General features: G+C 71.3%; 20 protein-coding genes and 1 pseudogene. 13 read left to right on the top strand and 8 right to left on the bottom strand.

Features of this window, described 5'->3' with window-relative positions:
* Positions 1–62 precede the first annotated feature (62 nt).
* Positions 63–563 carry a hypothetical protein gene (locus tag LZ604_RS29265; RefSeq protein ID WP_234518762.1) on the bottom strand — a complete coding sequence of 167 codons (501 nt, stop codon included), beginning with the start codon at positions 561–563 and terminating at the stop codon, positions 63–65.
* Positions 564–813: 250 nt separating this feature from the next.
* On the opposite strand from LZ604_RS29265, the gene LZ604_RS29260 reads away from it, so the two are divergent.
* On the top strand, positions 814–1,344 hold the full coding sequence (locus LZ604_RS29260) for a hypothetical protein (RefSeq protein WP_234518761.1): 531 nt from the start codon (positions 814–816) through the stop codon (positions 1,342–1,344).
* 318 nt (positions 1,345–1,662) lie between these two features.
* On the opposite strand, the gene LZ604_RS29255 is transcribed toward LZ604_RS29260, so the two are convergent.
* A complete protein-coding gene (locus LZ604_RS29255; protein WP_234518760.1) occupies positions 1,663–1,923 on the bottom strand; it encodes a hypothetical protein in 261 nt (86 codons plus the stop codon).
* A gap of 152 nt (positions 1,924–2,075) precedes the next feature.
* Positions 2,076–2,468, bottom strand: coding sequence for a helix-turn-helix domain-containing protein (locus tag LZ604_RS29250; RefSeq protein ID WP_234518759.1), 393 nt, complete (start codon positions 2,466–2,468; stop codon positions 2,076–2,078).
* Between the two features lie 234 nt (positions 2,469–2,702).
* On the opposite strand from LZ604_RS29250, the gene LZ604_RS29245 reads away from it, so the two are divergent.
* From LZ604_RS29245 to LZ604_RS29225, 5 genes are all read left to right on the top strand, one after another.
* Positions 2,703–2,915: a hypothetical protein gene (locus LZ604_RS29245; protein ID WP_234518785.1), complete on the top strand. Its 213-nt coding sequence runs from the start codon at positions 2,703–2,705 to the stop codon at positions 2,913–2,915.
* Between the two features lie 208 nt (positions 2,916–3,123).
* Positions 3,124–3,342 carry a hypothetical protein gene (locus LZ604_RS29240; protein WP_234518758.1) on the top strand — a complete coding sequence of 73 codons (219 nt, stop codon included), beginning with the start codon at positions 3,124–3,126 and terminating at the stop codon, positions 3,340–3,342.
* Between the two features lie 79 nt (positions 3,343–3,421).
* Positions 3,422–5,308: a hypothetical protein gene (locus tag LZ604_RS29235; protein ID WP_234518757.1), complete on the top strand. Its 1,887-nt coding sequence runs from the start codon at positions 3,422–3,424 to the stop codon at positions 5,306–5,308.
* Positions 5,309–5,454: 146 nt separating this feature from the next.
* Positions 5,455–6,129 (top strand): hypothetical protein, encoded by a 675-nt coding sequence (locus LZ604_RS29230; RefSeq protein WP_234518756.1) that lies wholly within the window; start codon positions 5,455–5,457, stop codon positions 6,127–6,129.
* Between the two features lie 331 nt (positions 6,130–6,460).
* Entirely contained in the window at positions 6,461–7,111 is a 651-nt protein-coding gene (locus LZ604_RS29225) for a DUF4360 domain-containing protein (protein ID WP_234518755.1), read from the top strand.
* 96 nt (positions 7,112–7,207) lie between these two features.
* On the opposite strand, the gene LZ604_RS29220 is transcribed toward LZ604_RS29225, so the two are convergent.
* Both LZ604_RS29220 and LZ604_RS29215 read right to left on the bottom strand, forming a co-directional pair.
* Positions 7,208–7,675: a peroxiredoxin gene (locus LZ604_RS29220; protein ID WP_267971956.1), complete on the bottom strand. Its 468-nt coding sequence runs from the start codon at positions 7,673–7,675 to the stop codon at positions 7,208–7,210.
* Positions 7,672–8,052: a DoxX family protein gene (locus tag LZ604_RS29215; protein ID WP_234518754.1), complete on the bottom strand. Its 381-nt coding sequence runs from the start codon at positions 8,050–8,052 to the stop codon at positions 7,672–7,674. The genes LZ604_RS29220 and LZ604_RS29215 overlap by 4 nt, the downstream gene beginning before the upstream one ends.
* A 160-nt stretch (positions 8,053–8,212) precedes the next feature.
* Here LZ604_RS29215 and LZ604_RS29210 point away from each other — a divergent pair, with 160 nt between their 5' ends.
* Positions 8,213–9,031, top strand: a complete 819-nt coding sequence (locus LZ604_RS29210; RefSeq protein ID WP_234518752.1) for an SAM-dependent methyltransferase — start codon at positions 8,213–8,215, stop codon at positions 9,029–9,031.
* 47 nt (positions 9,032–9,078) lie between these two features.
* Here the strand turns inward: LZ604_RS29210 and LZ604_RS29205 are convergent, their stop codons facing one another.
* A complete protein-coding gene (locus LZ604_RS29205) occupies positions 9,079–9,999 on the bottom strand; it encodes a helix-turn-helix domain-containing protein (RefSeq protein ID WP_234518751.1) in 921 nt (306 codons plus the stop codon).
* Between the two features lie 96 nt (positions 10,000–10,095).
* Positions 10,096–10,326 carry a DUF397 domain-containing protein gene (locus tag LZ604_RS29200; RefSeq protein WP_234518749.1) on the bottom strand — a complete coding sequence of 77 codons (231 nt, stop codon included), beginning with the start codon at positions 10,324–10,326 and terminating at the stop codon, positions 10,096–10,098.
* Positions 10,327–10,618: 292 nt separating this feature from the next.
* Here LZ604_RS29200 and LZ604_RS29195 point away from each other — a divergent pair, with 292 nt between their 5' ends.
* The 6 genes and pseudogenes from LZ604_RS29195 (at position 10,619) to LZ604_RS29165 (ending at position 15,652) form a co-directional block, all read left to right on the top strand.
* Positions 10,619–11,092, top strand: coding sequence for a hypothetical protein (locus tag LZ604_RS29195; RefSeq protein WP_234518747.1), 474 nt, complete (start codon positions 10,619–10,621; stop codon positions 11,090–11,092).
* Positions 11,093–11,311: 219 nt separating this feature from the next.
* Positions 11,312–12,895 (top strand): PP2C family protein-serine/threonine phosphatase, encoded by a 1,584-nt coding sequence (locus tag LZ604_RS29190; protein WP_234518783.1) that lies wholly within the window; start codon positions 11,312–11,314, stop codon positions 12,893–12,895.
* A pseudogene (locus tag LZ604_RS36400) lies at positions 12,892–14,017 on the top strand (cobalamin B12-binding domain-containing protein). The gene LZ604_RS29190 and the pseudogene LZ604_RS36400 overlap by 4 nt, the downstream one beginning before the upstream one ends.
* On the top strand, positions 14,014–14,397 hold the full coding sequence (locus LZ604_RS29175) for an STAS domain-containing protein (protein ID WP_234518743.1): 384 nt from the start codon (positions 14,014–14,016) through the stop codon (positions 14,395–14,397). Before LZ604_RS36400 ends, LZ604_RS29175 begins: the two are co-directional and overlap by 4 nt.
* Positions 14,398–14,488: 91 nt before the next feature.
* Positions 14,489–14,851, top strand: a complete 363-nt coding sequence (locus tag LZ604_RS29170) for a PRC-barrel domain containing protein (protein WP_234518742.1) — start codon at positions 14,489–14,491, stop codon at positions 14,849–14,851.
* Between the two features lie 282 nt (positions 14,852–15,133).
* A complete protein-coding gene (locus tag LZ604_RS29165) occupies positions 15,134–15,652 on the top strand; it encodes an ATP-binding protein (RefSeq protein ID WP_234518741.1) in 519 nt (172 codons plus the stop codon).
* A gap of 66 nt (positions 15,653–15,718) precedes the next feature.
* Here the strand turns inward: LZ604_RS29165 and LZ604_RS29160 are convergent, their stop codons facing one another.
* Entirely contained in the window at positions 15,719–16,150 is a 432-nt protein-coding gene (locus LZ604_RS29160) for an ATP-binding protein (protein WP_234518740.1), read from the bottom strand.
* Positions 16,151–16,180: the final 30 nt, after the last annotated feature.

Raw genomic sequence — 16,180 nt, 5'->3', positions numbered from 1 at the left:
GGCCACGATCGGCAGCGTCCGCACCGGAACGGCGAAGAGGCACACCGCGGTCGCCCGGCCGCTCAGGGCCGGGCGTACTCCTGCCGTACGGTCGAGGCGAGGTGGGCGAGGGCCTCCTCGGCACGGGTACGGTCGGCGGCGTCGAGGGCCGCCAGCGCGTCGGCCGCGGCCTCCCGCACCAGCCGGGGCACTTCGTCGAGCGCGGCCATCCGGTACGCGACCGTGCGCCGCGCGGCCCGCTCCTCCGCGGTGACCCCCGTCGGCCCCGTGTGCGGGAAGACCGCGGCCTCGTACGCGGCGACGTGCAGGAGCACCCCGTGGGCGATGCCTTCGGCGTAGCCCCGTGCACCGGCCTGCCGCCCGGCCGCGGCGAAGTGCGCCAGCGCCCGTCGGCGGAAGAAGAACGCGCAGAGCGCGGTCGCCGCACCGGCGCACACCGCGGCGGCCAGGGCGATCCGGGCTCCGCCGAAGAGCGCGCCGATGAGGGCGCCGCTCGCGGTGGTCAGGCAGACCAGCCCGGTGACGAGCAGGCGCAGTGCGCGGGCGGGCGTGATCGGGGCCATGGCGTGCAGTGTGCCAGCCGCCTCTGTGCGCCTGCGAAAGCGCCCCGGGTCCGCGGCCGCGGGCCATGTGGGGCGTGATGTGCGACACGTGCGCGATCGGCCCTCCCGGGTCCTTCGGCCGATCCTTGCTGCGCACGGCTTGATCGGTGATCAAGAAGAGGAAAATCGCTGGCCACGTGGGGTTCGCCGCATTTGACACTTTGTTGCGCGCGCGGATAGGAAACGAGGCGCGGAAGTGGAGAGGTGGACTGTGCGCGAGCCCCAGATGATCGGCGACTGGCAGGAATGCTCGGACGAGCATGCCGGTCTGCGTATCCGCGTACACCGCCTGGAAAAGGCGGAGCCGCCGCGCGGGCGGGACGACGCAGCCGAGGGCCTGACCTATTTCCGCTTCCGGGTGACCGTGGAAAACCGCGGAGGGGACGTCGTCGGCATCCACCTCGAAGACGGTCAACTGGACATCCGTACCGGCCCCGACGGCGAGAGCGCCTTCCTCGACTGGCGCAACTCGCAGTTCATCGAGGGCTTCGATCTTTATCCGCTGCGCCGCGCGACCGCGGTACTGTACGCGGCCGCCCCGGAGTCCTGCCTGACCCTCGTCGACATTCAGGTGCAGATCAAAGCGGGCGACGAATGGGCCGACCGGTATCTGTGGTCCGGTGATCTGAGCGCGCCTGACGGCATGGCCGAATCCGGTGCCCGTCCCGACGGTGTGTCGGAGATCCTGGCTGGACAGATCAGCACGTTCCTGCGCGAGCAGGCGGAACGAGGACCGAGCTGACCTGAGGGGCCGAGGCGACGCGGCCTGGGGATTCAGCCGGGATCAGCCCGGGTCCGAACCGAGCGAAAGCCACTAGTCGCCACGGTGCCGCCAGTACCACACGGCACCGGCCACGAGGGCGAACAGGAAGACGAGCGGCACGATCAGGCCGGGGATGCGGGCCGGGCTCATGGCGCCGCCCGGAGGACTGGGCGGTGGTGCAACGGTGCGGTCTTTCCCATGGCCGTGATGGTGCCCTGCTCCGGGGCCCGAGGCCATGCTCCTGGTGTCCGGAATTGCGTACGAGGTGGTCTCCGCGCCCGGTGGCGGCTCCACCGGTCACTCGCGGTAGACGGTGAGCACGGCGCCGTTGACCTCGATGCGCTGCGGGGTGGGCCCCTCGCCGCGGCGGAGCATGGCGAGGCACTGGTCGAACAGTGCGAGTTCGTCCTCGCTCAGGACGGCCGCCGCGAGATCGAGCAGTTCACCGATGGCGGCGTCGGTGAGATCGGCCGGCAACTCGCCGGAGAGCAGGACCACGGATTCTCCCGTGGGCCCTTTGACGATGGCGGTGGTGGGGCCGCCGTGTACGAAGAGCAAGGTTCCCCCCAGTAAGCCCGGACGAGCGGCTCACGGACCCGGGCAGGAGGAAGAGACTAGCGCCGGATCATGGGTGTTTGGGCGGGAGTGGCTTCTTTTTGCGGAAGTGGCCGGTGGGGTGCGGGTGCGCTCCGCTTGCCCGCCGCCTGCGGTCAGGAAGCGTCCGAACCGCGCTTCAGCAGCGACTCGACCAGCGCCGCGACATGGCGGCGGTCCTCCGCCGACAGGCGCTGCACGCTGGCGATGAGCACATCCACCTCGGGGTCCCCGGAGGCGTCGGAGACGGGCGCGGGTTCGCCGGCCGGGGCGTAGAGGTGGATGCCGCAGGCCTCCGCGGCGGCCTGGCGGATGGTCCGCAGGGGCAGCCCCAGCCCCTGCGCCAGCCCTTCCAGGGTGGCCGGCTGGGGCATGCGGGTCATGTGGTCGGTGGTGGCCAGGTGGTGGACGGTGGAGCGCGGGATGCCTCCGCGGCGGGCGACGTCGCCGTACGACCAGCGTTCGCCGTCCAGTCGCTCGCGGATGATCTGCTGCAGTGCGTTGGCCACCGATGGTCACTTCCTGCTCGCCGCCGGGCGGAACTGTTCCGTGTCGGATCATTCTAGGGGCGACTTGGGTGAGTGACGGAAGGTGTCCTCCCGAACCGCTTGCGTCACAGTGGCCGCGGCCCGTAGTGTCCAATCTCGTTGGACAGCCCGTCCGACGGAGTTGGACACGATCCGGGGGGACCTGACCGTGTTCGACGGGAACACATCGCGAACCCTGAGGGGGAATCGATCATGATGGATCCTCGTGAGCTGGACGCCGAGTCCGCGGAGCTGCTGCCGGGCCGTGAGGCCCTCGGCCGGCTGAAGTTCAGCTTCGGCAAGACGGTGAACGTCACCAAGCACGTCGCCAACGTCTCCGCGCACAACGAGTCGGCCGCGCTCAACAACCACTCCGTGTGGTCGGTGGCGGACTCGGGCGCCGCCCAGTCCATCAACATCAGCCAGTGATCCGGTGCCGCACGGTTCGGCGCCCCGGCACCGTGCGGCACCCGGTACCGCCGCGGCGACGCATCACCACACACCTCCGCCCGCCGCGGCGGTACCCCCCACCTGGCCTCGCAAGCCGACGACACGTCACCACCTCTCGCCGGGCGGTACCTGAACCCGCCCGGCCCCATCAAGCCTGTCAACGAAGGTCTTCTGGAAAGGACACGCCATGAGCATGAACGCGTACGAGCTGGACGCCGAGTCCGCGGAGCTGCTGCCGGGCCGTGAGGCCCTCGGCCGGCTGAAGTTCAGCTTCGGCAAGACGGTGAACGTCACCAAGCACGTCGCCAACGTCTCCGCGCACAACGAGTCGGCCGCGCTCAACGACCACTCCGCGTGGTCGGTCGCCGAGTCCCAGGCCGCTCAGTCGATCAACATCACGCAGTAACCCCCGTACGACGAGGGCACATTCGGCGGACCGCGCACAGGGCACGCGCGGTCCGCCCCTGGGGGGAGGAAAGGCGCACATGACGCTGCTGGGGGACAACGCCGCGGCACTGTACGACACCGGCCCGGTACCCGGGCCCGGGGGGATGCCGGTGACCTACGACCAGGTCGCCACCGGCGGTACGACCGTCGTCGGTCTCGAGAAGCCGGTCGTGCCACGGCTCAGCGCGGGGCTGCAACTGCACGGCGAGTACCAGGGATCGGGGTTCACCGAGCCGAGGTACATCGCCCGTCGGGGGGACGGGCAGGTCGTGCAGCTGACCCGGCTGCTGCACCTGGTGGCGTCGTCCGTCGACGGCAACCGGGACATCGAGACGATCGCCCACCGGGTCAGCGCCCGGTTCGGGCGCGAGGTGAGCGCGGAGAACATCCGCTACCTGATCGAGAACAAGCTCGACCCGCTCGGTGTGACGGTCCCCGAGGGGCAGGAGGACGACCAGGTCTCCGCGCCCCGGTCGGACCTGCTCCTGGCCCTGAAGGGGCATCGCGTCCTGTTCAACGAGCGGCGTGTGGCGAGGATCGCCCGCGCGCTGGCCTGGCTGCACCGGCCCCTTGTGGTCATGGCCGTGCTCGCGGGGATCGCCGTGCTGGACGTCTGGCTGTTCCTGTTCTTCGGTGCGATCACGCCCGTGCTGGAGGTGCTGGACCAGCCGGTGCTGCTGCTCGTGGTGTTCGTGCTGACCGTGGCATCCCTGGTCTTCCACGAGTTCGGCCACGCCTCGGCCTGCCGCTACGGCGGCGCGCGGCCCGGTTGCATCGGCTGCGGACTGTTCCTCATCTGGCCCTCGATGTACACGGACGTCACCGACGTCTACCGCATCGGGCGGGCCGGCCGGCTCCGCACCGACCTGGGCGGCGTCTACTTCAACGTCGTCTTCATGCTGGCCATGGCCGGCGGCTACGCCCTGAGCGGCCAGGCGTTCTTCCTGGCCGCCGTCTACCTCGGGCACTTCGAGATCCTCGAACAGCTGATGCCGGCCGTGCGCCTGGACGGCTACTACATCCTCGGCGACCTCGCCGGAGTTCCCGACCTCTACGGCAAGATCAAGCCGATCCTGCTGGGCCTGGTCCCGGGAGCCAAGGGACGCAGGGCCCGCGCCGAGGTCGCCGCGCTCAAGAAGTCGGCCCGTGTCATCGTCGCCACCTGGGTGCTGACGATGGTGCCCCTGCTGGTCGGCGAGCTGGGCTACGCGCTGTGGAACCTGCCCCGGATCACCACCACCATGGTCCGCTCGCTGACCGAGCAAGTCCTCGGCACCGGCGGCGCGTTCGCACACGGGCAGATCGCGGCGGGTCTGATGGGCGTGGTCGGCTGCGTCATGCTGCTGTGCCCCATGGCGGGCGTGCTCTATCTGTCGGTGAAACTCGGTGGGCGCCTGTGGCGGGGCGCCGCGAAGTCGACGGCCGGACGGCCGGGACTGCGCGTGGCGTTGTGCGGGGTGGTCCTGGTCGGACTGGGCGGCCTCAGCTACGCCTGGGTGTCGGGTCTGACGCCGGAGCCGCTCCCGAAGAAGCCCCCGATCGCCCCGATCCTGCAGCCCGGTGTGTCCACCTCGGCCCCGCCCGCACGGCGCGCCACGACACCCGGCCACCCCAGCGTCGCGCCATCGGCGACGCTCTCGGGCACGCCCTCCGGAACGGTGGCCCCGAGCGCCTCGGCCGGTCCCTCAGCCTCCCTGGGCCCGTCCGGCTCCACGAGCCCCGGGCCCAGCGCCTCCAAGACGCCGTCCGTGGCCCCCGACGGCAAGCCGACCGGCAGTTCCGCCCCGATCGGGGGCCCGGCGTCGGTTCCCCCGACTCCCGGCTCCGCCTCGCCCTCCGCGCCGCCGTCTCCTGCCGACACCCCGTCCGTGTCGGCCACTCCGAGCGAGCCGTCCGCCGGGTCGCCCACGCCCACCGCTTCCTGAACACCCCGGGCCACGCCCCGGGGGCCGTACGGACCGGCCCCGGTCCTGGGCCCGGGACCGGTCCCCGCCGCCGGCCGGGAGTGCCGTGCACGCACCCCGGACCGGCGGCGCACCGTCCGTCGACATCACTCCAGCAGGAGACCCAAGTGAACCAGCACCGCAAACCCCGTACGCATTCAGCGCTCACCCAACGCGCCGTCCGCATCGGCCTGTTCGCCGCCGGAGCGGCCGGCATCGCCACCGCCGTACCCGCGCAGGCGGCGACGGGAACGCCCCAGCACACGGCGGTCGCCGTCGACCAGACCTTCAGCCGTGCCGACTTCCATCACCACACACAGGCCCAAGACTCCTTCACGGTGCGCCAGTTCGGCACGGTCGAGGCCGCCGCCGTGCGCAATCAGGCCAACGCCGTCGGGGTGGGCTGCTCGGTCGACGACCACTGCCGCTCGGTCGCCCTGTCCTTCCAGATCGTGACGATGGCGGGGGAGCACACCCATCTGACCGCCCTCAACCGCGGCGACGCGGTCAACAAGCACTGCGACGGCTGTCAGACACTCGCCGGCGCCTACCAGTTCGTCGTCTCCACACCACGTCCCCTCACCCTGGACCAGGAGACCGGTCGGCGCCTCGCCGACATCCACCAGCGGCTGGACGCCCTGACCCGTTCGACCCTGCCGGCCACCGACCTGAGGCAGCGGGCCGACGCCCTGGCCGCCGAGGTGAACACGGTGCTCCATGACGCGGTCGCGAACGCCCCCAAGGGTGCCGAGCAGCCGACCGTCACCGTCCACCGGCACCTGGACGGCTGGCCCGCCCACTGACCGGGCCGGCCCGGTCCGCCGCCCCCGCAAGGGCATGGGGCGGCGGACCCGCGGCTGTGGTGACCCACGCGACACGACACGACGGACGATTGGCCGGAGATGGTCGTTCCGGCTGTGTGGCGCAGTACGTACGATGCGGTCGCTCCCGGCCTTCACAGCTCTTTCACAGGCCGGGGTGGTGCGCATGGCATTGGCATGCGCATGACCGTACAGCTCGGTATCTGATCCAACGCACCTGGTCCGCGACGGTCCCGCCTGCCCGCGGGACCGCACCCCCCAACACCCGGTGGTGCCGTACCGCCGGGGAACCGATGCAACGGATGGGAGAACCATGGCTGGTGGACTGTTCCTCGGCGGCGCGATCGCTGCGCTCGTCGCCACCGCAGTGCCCGTGCAGGACCCGTCCGGCGGGTTCACCGACCCGCCCCCGGACAAGATCGTCATCAAGATCGCCACGGTGAACGGCTCCGGCTGCCCCCAGGGGACCGCAGCGGTGGCCGTCTCCCCGGACAACACCGCCTTCACGGTGACGTACAGCAACTACCTGGCCCAGGTAGGGGGGAACGCCGACCCGACGGCGTTCCGCAAGAACTGCCAGCTCAATCTGATCGTGCATGTGCCGCAGGGCTTCACGTACGCCGTCGCCAGCGCCGACTACCGCGGCTTCGCCTCCCTGCAGCGCGGGGCGAGCAGCACGCAGAAGGCCTCGTACTACTTCCAGGGCTCCTCGAGCACGGCGGCGCGCAGCCACCCGTTCTCCGGCCCGTACAACGACAACTGGCAGGCCACGGACACAACGGACTGGGCGCAGCTGGTGTGGGCGCCCTGCGGAGTGCAGCGCAACTTCAACATCAACACGGAACTGCGGGTCAACGCCGGCACATCGGCGCCCGGCAGTTCGAGTTTCATGACGATGGACTCGACGGACGGTGACATCAGCACCGTCTACCACCTGGCGTGGAAGGAGTGCCCCGCGTCCTGACGCACTGTCCGCCCGCTGTCACCGGCTTCCTCGCACCGGAGCCGGTGACACCGGACGGGCTCGGCACCACCGTCCGCCCACACGCTCCGCGGGAGGTCAGGTCCTGCGGGCGCGCAGCGCGGCCAGCGCCCGGTCGGCGTGCACGCTCATCCGCAGTTCGCTGCGCACCGCCTCGAGGACCGTGCGGTCCTCGCCGATGACGAAGGTGACCCGCTTGGTGGGGGCGAGGGAGAAGCCGCGCCTGACGCCGAAGCGCTCCCGGACCGTTCCGTCCGCGTCGGACAGCAGCGGGAATCCCAGGGTGTGGCGCCCGGCGAACTCCCGCTGCCGGTCCACCGCGTCACCGCTGATCCCGACCGGCCGCGCCCCCACGGCGGCGAACTCGGCGGCCAGGTCCCGGAAGTGGCACGCCTCGGCAGTGCAGCCGGGCGTGAGGGCGGCCGGATAGAAGAACAGCACGACCGGCCCCTCGGCGAGGAGTTCGGACAGCCGCCGCCGGGTCCCGGTCTCGTCCGGCAGGGCGAAGTCCTCGACCCGGGAGCCCACTTCGATGTGATCCGTCATGACCTCTCCTCCGCGTTCCTGGCCACGCCACGCGCCCACAGCACCAGCGGCACCTGGAGCGGGAGCCGGGCCAGAGCGGCGGCCCGCAGGGGTGCAGGACGACCGCTCCAGTCCACGGCCATCTGCACGTTCGCCGGGAAGACGCCCACGAAGAAGGCCGCCGCCACCCGTGCGGCCGTACGGCGTGTGCGGGGCGACGCCACCCCGGCCGCCAGTGCCAGTTCCACGGCACCGCTGGCATAGGTCCAGGCCCGGGCCGTGCCGGGCAGGGAGCGCGGGACGATCTCATCGAACCGCCGTGGCGCTGCGAAGTGGCCGATACCCGATGCGGCCAGCAGGCCCGCGAGCAACAGGGGTGAGCGTTGCGACCGTGACACCGTTCCTCCTCCAGACGAGCCCGCGCGCATATTACCGGAGGGTACGGGTCCGAGCGGACCACGCACTTCGCCAAACCGCCGGCACCGGCGAACGACCCTTCCTAGGATTGGGGCACCCGTCGAGCCGGTCCCGACGGCACGGCATTGATCTGGGGGAACGATGCAGCCAGGAAGGCAGTTGTCCACGTCCATCGACGCCACGGTGCCGACGGCCGCCCGCATGTACGACCACTACCTGGGCGGCAAGGACAACTACGCGGTCGACCGGGCAGCCTGCGAGGAGCTGGACAAGGTCGTGCCCAGCACGCGGGCGCTCGCGCTGAACAACCGGAGGTTCCTGCAGCGCGTCGTGCGGACCCTCGCGGCGGAGTACGGCATCCGGCAGTTCCTCGACCACGGATCCGGACTGCCCACCCAGGACAACGTCCACCAGGTCGCGCAGCGGATCGACGCCGGCTCCCACGTGGTGTACGTCGACAACGACCCGATGGTTCTGGTCCATGGCCGGGCGCTGCTGGAGCAGGACGAGCGGACGGCGGTCATCCAGACCGACATGAGGGACACCGAGGCCGTCTTCTCGCACCCGGAGACCCGGCGCCTGATCGACTTCTCGCAGCCGGTGGCCGTGCTCTTCAACTCGGTCATGCACTGCATTCCGGACAGCGAGACCGACGGCCCGGCCGCCCTGGTACGCCGTGTGGCCGAGCGTCTCGTGCCCGGCAGCTGCCTGGTGATGTGCCAGCTGGTCAGCGAGGACCCCGAAGTACGGAAGTTCGTCACCGACTTCATGGCCCAGGCCACCCAGGGGAACTGGGGACGCGTCCGTCAGGAGAAGGACGTAGCCACCTGGTTCGAGGGGATGGACATTCTCGAGCCGGGCCTGGTGGAGGTGTCCACCTGGCGGCCGGACACGGAGGTGGCGCCGCGCCAGCTCACCCAGGAGTGGATCGAGTTCGGTGGCGTGGGACGCGTCCGCTGAACGGCCGTTTCCCGTGGCCCGCTGATGTGGGGTCAGCGGGCCGAGCGTCAGCGGCCCGAGTAGCGCTCGTCCAGGGTCCTCTGCAACAGCTCCAGGGACGCACGAGGGTTGAGGGCCTCGTCGGCGAGCCGGTCCAGCACCATCCGGTACTCCTCCGTCTCGTCGCGGTCCTCCAGGAAGTTGGCGCTCCTGATGTGCTCCAGGTAGACGATATCCGGCAGATCGAGACCGCCGAAGCGCAGATAGGTGACCGGGATCGCCGGGGCGGACGCGTGCGTCACGTCCAGTGGCACGACCTGCACGGTCACATGCGGCAGCCGGGCCATCTGGGCAAGGTGCTCGATCTGCTCGCGCATCACCTCACGGCTGCCCAGCACCCGCAGAAGGACCGACTCGTCGAGAATGGCCCACAGTTGCGGCGCGTCGGGGCGCGACAGCAGCTCCCGCCTGCGCATGCGAAGTTCGACCCGGCGTTCCACCTCGGCGGCCGACGCGGTGGGCAGACCGCGCTCCACCACGGCCCGCGTGTAGGCCGCGGTCTGCAGCAGTCCGGGAACGTACTGGATCTCGAAGGTGCGGATGGCGGCCGCCGCCTCCTGGAGCCCGACCAGACGGTCGAACCACTCGGGCATCAGGCGCTTGTCGTAGCGCTGCCACCAGCCGGGCTCACCGGCGCGTTGCAGCAGCTTGACCAGAACCGTGGCCTCGTAGTCGTCCGCCCCGTAGAGCCGCAGCAGCGCGCGGACATCGCCTTCCGTGGGCGGCCTGCGGCCCTTGCCCGCCTCGATGCGCGACAGCTTCGCGGGGCTGAATCCCAGAGCCCGTGCCGCCTGCTCCTGCGAGAGTCCGGCATCCTCCCGGATACCTGCCAACTGCACGCCGACCAGCATCTTCAGCAGAGTCGGAGCGGGCTCCGTCCGCGTCAGATACGGTTCGAGGCGGGAGATGCGGTGCGACTCGGCGGACATCGTGGCTCCCTGCTGGCCGACGGTAAAGCTGACCCGCAGTATCGCATCCGTCCGGCCACGGCCGCATGCGCCGATGATAGGACTTTGCGCACCGCCTCATGTCAGATGGTCGAACTCCCCGTCCTTCGCTCCCGCCAGGAACGCCGCCACCTCCGCAGGTGTGTACACGAGCGCAGGCCCTTCCGGGTCACGTGAGTTGCGCACGGCGACGCTGCCGTCGGCCAGGGCGGCCAGCTCCACGCAGTTGCCCTCGGCATTGCTGTGCCGGCTCTTGATCCAGCGGGCGTCCAACGCGTCGGCCCGCACTCCGTTTGGCACTGAAGACACCGCAGTCTCCTCGCTGACGTTCCGTCATGGGACCCAAGCGCACGGGCGGGTGTGCGCTACCTGCATCCCGTCGTTCCAGCCGTCATGCAATTTCCCGTGCAATTGCATGACGGCGCTGACTGCGTGAATAATAGCGGCGGCGTCAATCGCACGGCGTACGCCACATGCTGACTTCGCATCAGGGAGATGTCGTGTCATCACCTGGGTACCGAATGCCAGGCCCGCTCGTCGGGACCGCGCGCGGGGCAGGGACGACGGGGGCCCGGCGCCACACTGTTTGCGGGGAGCGGACATGGCGACACCACTGAAGGGCCTGGAGCGGGTGCCGTGGGGCACGATCAAGGACTCCAGCGGATCCGCGGAAGCGATCCCGCTTCTGCTCCGCACCGTCGCCAGAGGTGACGAAACCGCCGCGAGAGCGGCACTCGGCGATCTGCGGGCACGCATCTGCCAGTACGGCTTCGTCGTCGACCAGGCGACGGCCGCCACGGTCCCCTTCCTGTGGGAGCTGGTCAGACAGCCTCAGGTGACATGCCGGGTGCAGATCGTCCGCCTGCTCAAGAGCATCGCCGCCGCCCGGCAGTGGGAGAGCACCGCCTCCGTGTACCCCAAGCTGCTCCACCACCGTCACAACTACGTGGGCTGGGAGCGGGATGCCCGGCACGCCGTACGCGCCGACCACGGCACTCTGCGGCGACTGCTCACGGAACCGGACGCCGAACTCGTCGAGGCCGCCACCGAACTCGCGTCCGCACTGGCCGCCTGAGTTCCCAACGCCCCGGCCGGGCACCGGGAAGGGCCGCTTGCGGAGGACCACCGAACGCGAGATGGTTGCCGTACGACAACGGTCTTGACGCTCATGCGACAGAGAAGGGAACGGGCCGCGGACGCCAGCCCCCTGCCTGTGGACACTTCCCGGCGGTCTTCGGCCGCCCCGCGCGGCAACGGCCACAGCGCGGCGTGGGGCGATGCCCCCTGCCCGGTCATGGTCGCGGACGGGCGTGGCCGCCTGGTCGAACTGAACGCCGTCGCGGCGAGCCTGTTCCCGGGGGCGGAGCACGGGTCGTCGCTGCGGGACGTCGTTCCCACATGGCTCTTCGAGGCCCACGACCGGTTCGCCTCCGACCCGGCCGAACAGCATCCCGGCGACCGAACTCCCGCGTCCGGGCCGATCGGTGAGCGCTCGTTCGAGGCCCACCCCGCCCGGTCCGGGCACGGCCAGGTGGTGTGGTGGCTCGTGGACGACACGGACCGCCGTGCCGCCGAGGAGGCGCTCCGCAGCGAGCGGGAGCGGACCGCCTTCCTGGCCAGGGCCTCCACCACGCTCCTGGCCTCCATGCACGTCGAGACGTGCATGGAGGCCACCGCCCGGCTGGCCGCCGAGCACCTCGCCGATGCGGCCGTGACCGTCGCTCCCGGTGGTGGCCGGGGCCACCCCGTCACTTCGTGCGGACCCTCGGGCGAGGTCATGCACACGACCGTGCGCGGGAACCCGGAGGAGGTGCCGGGCCTGGCCGAGGCACTTCGCGGCTTTCCGCCCGTGCCGTCCCGCCGGATCGACCCCGGCGCGCTCCCGGACTGGGCGGTGCCCGAGGGCCTGGCCGGACCGGTCGGCTCCGTCGTGGTGTCACCGTTGCCGGGGCACGGCGTACCCGCGGGAGCACTCATCCTGCTGCGCACCGAGGACCGCAGGACGTTCAGCGAGAACGAGGAGGTCTTCGCCCGCCTCTTCGCCGCGCGGGCCGGCGCCGCGATCTCCGCCGCGCGGATGTACGCCGACCTGACCGCCATCACCGCGACCCTGATGCGCGAGCTGCTGCCGCCGCGGCTGCGCGGCGTGCACGGCGTGGAGTTCGCCGGCGCCTACCGGCCCTACAGCCAGGACGAACGCGTCGGAGGAGACTTCTACGACGTGCACCCGGGCGCCACCGGCGAGGAGGAGACCCTGGTCGTTCTCGGTGACGTGTGCGGCAAGGGACTCGAGGCGGCCGTGCTCACCGGAAAGATCCGCAACACGCTCCAGGCGTTGCTGCCGCTGGCCGCCGACCATCAGAGCGTCCTCGGCCTGGTCAACGGCGCGCTGATCAACTCGCATGACACACGCTTCGCCACCCTCGCCCTGGCGTCCGTCATCCGTCGCGGCGGCACCGTACGGCTGCGCGTCACCAGCGCGGGACATCCCGCGCCCCTGCTCGTCCGGGCCGACGGCCGCGTCGAAGAAGCGGACACGCGCGGCACCATGGTGGGTGTCTTTCCCGAGATCACCTCCACCACCGCACACCTCGAACTCGCGCCCGGTGAGACCTGCCTGCTCTTCACCGACGGGATCATCGAGGCCAGGGGAGGACCCTGGGGAGACGAACTCTTCGGTGCCGACCGTCTGAAGGCGGCGCTGGCGGAGTGCGCCGGCATGCCCGCGGAAGCGGTGGTGGAGCACGCGCAGATGCTGACGGAGCAGTGGATCGGCGGCGGCCACCACGACGACATGGCGGTGGTCGCCGTGACCGCACCGCATCACGCGCACCTCACCGCTGTCGACGGCCGCACCCGGGGGAGGTACACCGCGTGAGCGCGGCACCCGTCCGGACCGCTGCGACGGCCGGACGGGACGCGGTCCGCGACCGGCTCTGGCAGGCGGGCCGCGCGGGCGGCGAAGACACCGCCTCCGCGGTGGCGCTCGCCACGCTCCGGGACGGCACCGGCGTGGAGGCCGTCCCGCTGGATCCGATCGCCCCGGTGCAGGCCCGAGTCGTCACGGAATGGGCCGCGGGACGCCTCACCGTGGCACGGGAGCGCGCGGCCACCGCCGTGCACGACCGGGTCATCGCCGCGCTCGCCCACCGCCCCGGACACCGCGGCGAGCCACCGGTCCGCGCCTGCGTCGTGGTGGCCTGCGTGAACGGGGAACGGCACACCCTGCCCGCCCGGTTGTTCGCGGAGGTCCTGCGCCTGCGCGGCCGGCGGGTGGACTTCCTCGGCGCCCGGGTCCGACCGTGCACCTGATCACCCATCTGCACCTGATCGCCCATCTGCGCCAGACCGGCCCGTACGCGTCGCGTCGTCCTCGTCCCTCCCGACCCGCCTGTCCGCGGCGCACGCCGCGTTCACCGTGGTGCAGGCCGTCGGGATACCGGTCATCGTCGGGGGCGCGGCCTTCGGCCCCGGCGGCCGGTACGTGCGGGCGCTGGGTGCCGACGACTGTGCACCGGACGCCCGTGAGACCGCCGCGCTGCCGGACCGCGGCCTGGACAAGCCCGCTCCGCTCGGCGCCCGCCGGACCGTGGACGACCTGCCGCACCCGGCCGACCAGGAGTACACGCCGGTCCTCCGCGCCAGGACGGAACTCATGACGGAGACGCCGGCGGACCCGGAGAACCGGTTCCCGCCGATGCGCGCCTACAGCGAGCGGCAGCGAGAGCACACCGCGGAGGACGTCGGCCACATCGCCGATCACCTGGGCGCCGTGCTGTACGTCGACGCCGCCGATCCGTGCGCCGGGTTCATCCGGTGGGCCGCCAACGCCCTCACGGCCCGTGGCGTGCCGGCCCGCTCGCTGTGCCCGGCGCTGGAGTTTCTCGCGACCAGGCTGGGGGACTTCCCAAGCGCCCGTCGTATTCTCGGCGAGGCACACGACACCGTGACGGCCAGCCCCGCAGCACCGAACATCCCCGGCCCCGGAAAGTCCAGATGACGCCCTCTCACAATCCCTCCCTCACGCTCACGGTCGAGATCCAGCGGAACACGATCGTCGTTCACGTCACCGGCGACCTCGACTACGAGACGTGCGACGAACTGGTGCGCACGGTCGACGCCCAGCTGGCCCGGTGGCCACAGGACGGCCCCCGGCTGACCGCGCTGCACCTCGGCTTCGCCGGACTCCGAGACGTCGACTCCATGGGGCTTTCCGCCCTGCTGACGATCCGTCGGCGTACGGACGCGGCAGCCATCGGCCTCAGTCTCGACGAACGTCCCCCCGCGCTCCAGCGGCTGCTGGAGATCACGGGATCCCTCGAGCACCTCACCGCGCCCCGCGAGGACGGCCACGCCGGAGAACAGCCCGGGGCGGTGTGACGGTGAGCGGCCGCCCAAGGCCGTCACGCCTCGAATGGCGCCCGGGGACAGGGGTATCCGCTGCTCCAGAGCCATCGAGGGAGGGAACTTCGTGACCATCGACAGACCGTGGACGTACGAACCGGGAACCGGCCACACGGAAGGGGAGGACCTGACCGGCTTCACCGTCGAGGCCACGGACGGGGTCGTGGGACAGGTCGACCGGCAGGCCGACAGCCCGGGCATGTGCCATCTCATCGTCGATACCGGGGTGTGGGTCTTCGGCAAGAGCATCCTCGTTCCCGCGGGTGTCGTGACCGGCATCGACACCCGGGAGCGGCGGATCACGCTGGCCTGCTCCAAGGAGGAGGTGAAGGCCGCCCCGCTCTTCCGCACCGACCGGGAGACGGTGGATCCGGAGTACCTCGCCGCCGTCGACGCGTACTACCGCAGCCTTGCGCAGAGCGGGGAATGACCGCCGGCGGGACCCCGGGGCGCGGGGCGTGCCGGCACGGCGGCCCGGGGGCGGCGACGACCGGGCGTAAGGACCCATGGCTACTTCGAGGCCGGGTAGAGGAGGGGTGATGAACGTACGAGATCACGCCATGTCGCCCACCGGGCAGCAAGGTCCCGGCACCCCCCGGCGGACCCGTGCACTCCGCTTCTCCGCCCCGTTTCCGCCGGACCCCGCCGCGCGCCCGCGGGTCTCGTTCCTTCGCCTGGTCCCGCCCGGGCCGCCCGCATGTCCGAGCCGGCGATGAGACCGGCCGAGCTGCCGGCACAGGACGGCGAGAATCCGGTCTGCGGGGGAGAGAAGAAGGCCGCTGTGCACACGTCGGGCGGCGGCCGGCGGGCGGGGTCGGCACCCGCGTCCCCGGTCGTCAGCGCCGCCTCGGCCCGCGCGTACGTCCTGGCGGTCGTCCGGCGCCACTGGGACGCCGCGGCGTGCCGCCCCGACGAGCAGGCCGTCACCGATCTGCTGCTGGTCACCTCGGAACTGGTGTCCAACGCGATCCGCCACGGAGGCGGTCTCACGGCCTTCGAGGCGGCGCCCACCCGGGACGGGGTCCGGCTCACCGTCTACGATCGCAGCCCCGACATCCCCACCGTGGCCTTCGGCTCCGGAGCGCTGCCCGTGGGGCACGACGGCGGAGGCTACGGCTGGCCGTTGATCATCAAGCTGGCGCACGACATCGTCATCGAGCGGTGCGCGGACGGGGGCAAGTTCGTGAGCGTTCTGGTGCCCCTGCGCGCCGGGTCCGGGCCTGAGAGCTGAGGGCTGCGGCCGTGTCCGTGTGCCGCGGCAGGCCGCCTGAGCGGCGCGCCCTGCCCGGTACGGGCCCTACCAGGGGAGGAAGACGTGCACGTCCTTGCCCTCCGGCTGGACGATCACGCTCACCTGGTCGCACAGCGTGTGCACGAGATGCCAGCCGATCCCGCCCGGCCGCCCGGGACGGAAGGGGCGTGGAGAGGGTGGCGTCGTACTGGTGTCGTGCAGGGTCACATGGATCCCGTCGTATGTCGGACGCATCCGCAGCGTGAAGGGGCCCGGCGCGTACTGGACGGCATTGGCGGCGAGCTCGTCCACCACCAGCAGCACATCGTTCCAGTGCTCCGGGCTCGTCGGTGGAGACACCCGCGCCAGCCGGCGCAGAAAGCCCTCGGCGGCCAGCCGTGCATCCGTGACATCGTGCAGTTCGCCCTTGAAGTCGGCAACAAGATTCTCGACCGCCTCGAACGGCCAGGCTTTGTCCCAACGCGGCTCGGTTGACATACCGTCCTTCCCCCGGCCGGCGCACCGGTC

Source organism: Streptomyces glomeratus, assembly GCF_021462825.1.
In the GTDB taxonomy this organism is placed as follows: Bacteria; Actinomycetota; Actinomycetes; order Streptomycetales; family Streptomycetaceae; genus Streptomyces; species Streptomyces glomeratus.
The sequence above is the reverse complement of the archived record's forward strand: the minus strand, read 5'-3'. Positions and strand labels throughout refer to the sequence as shown.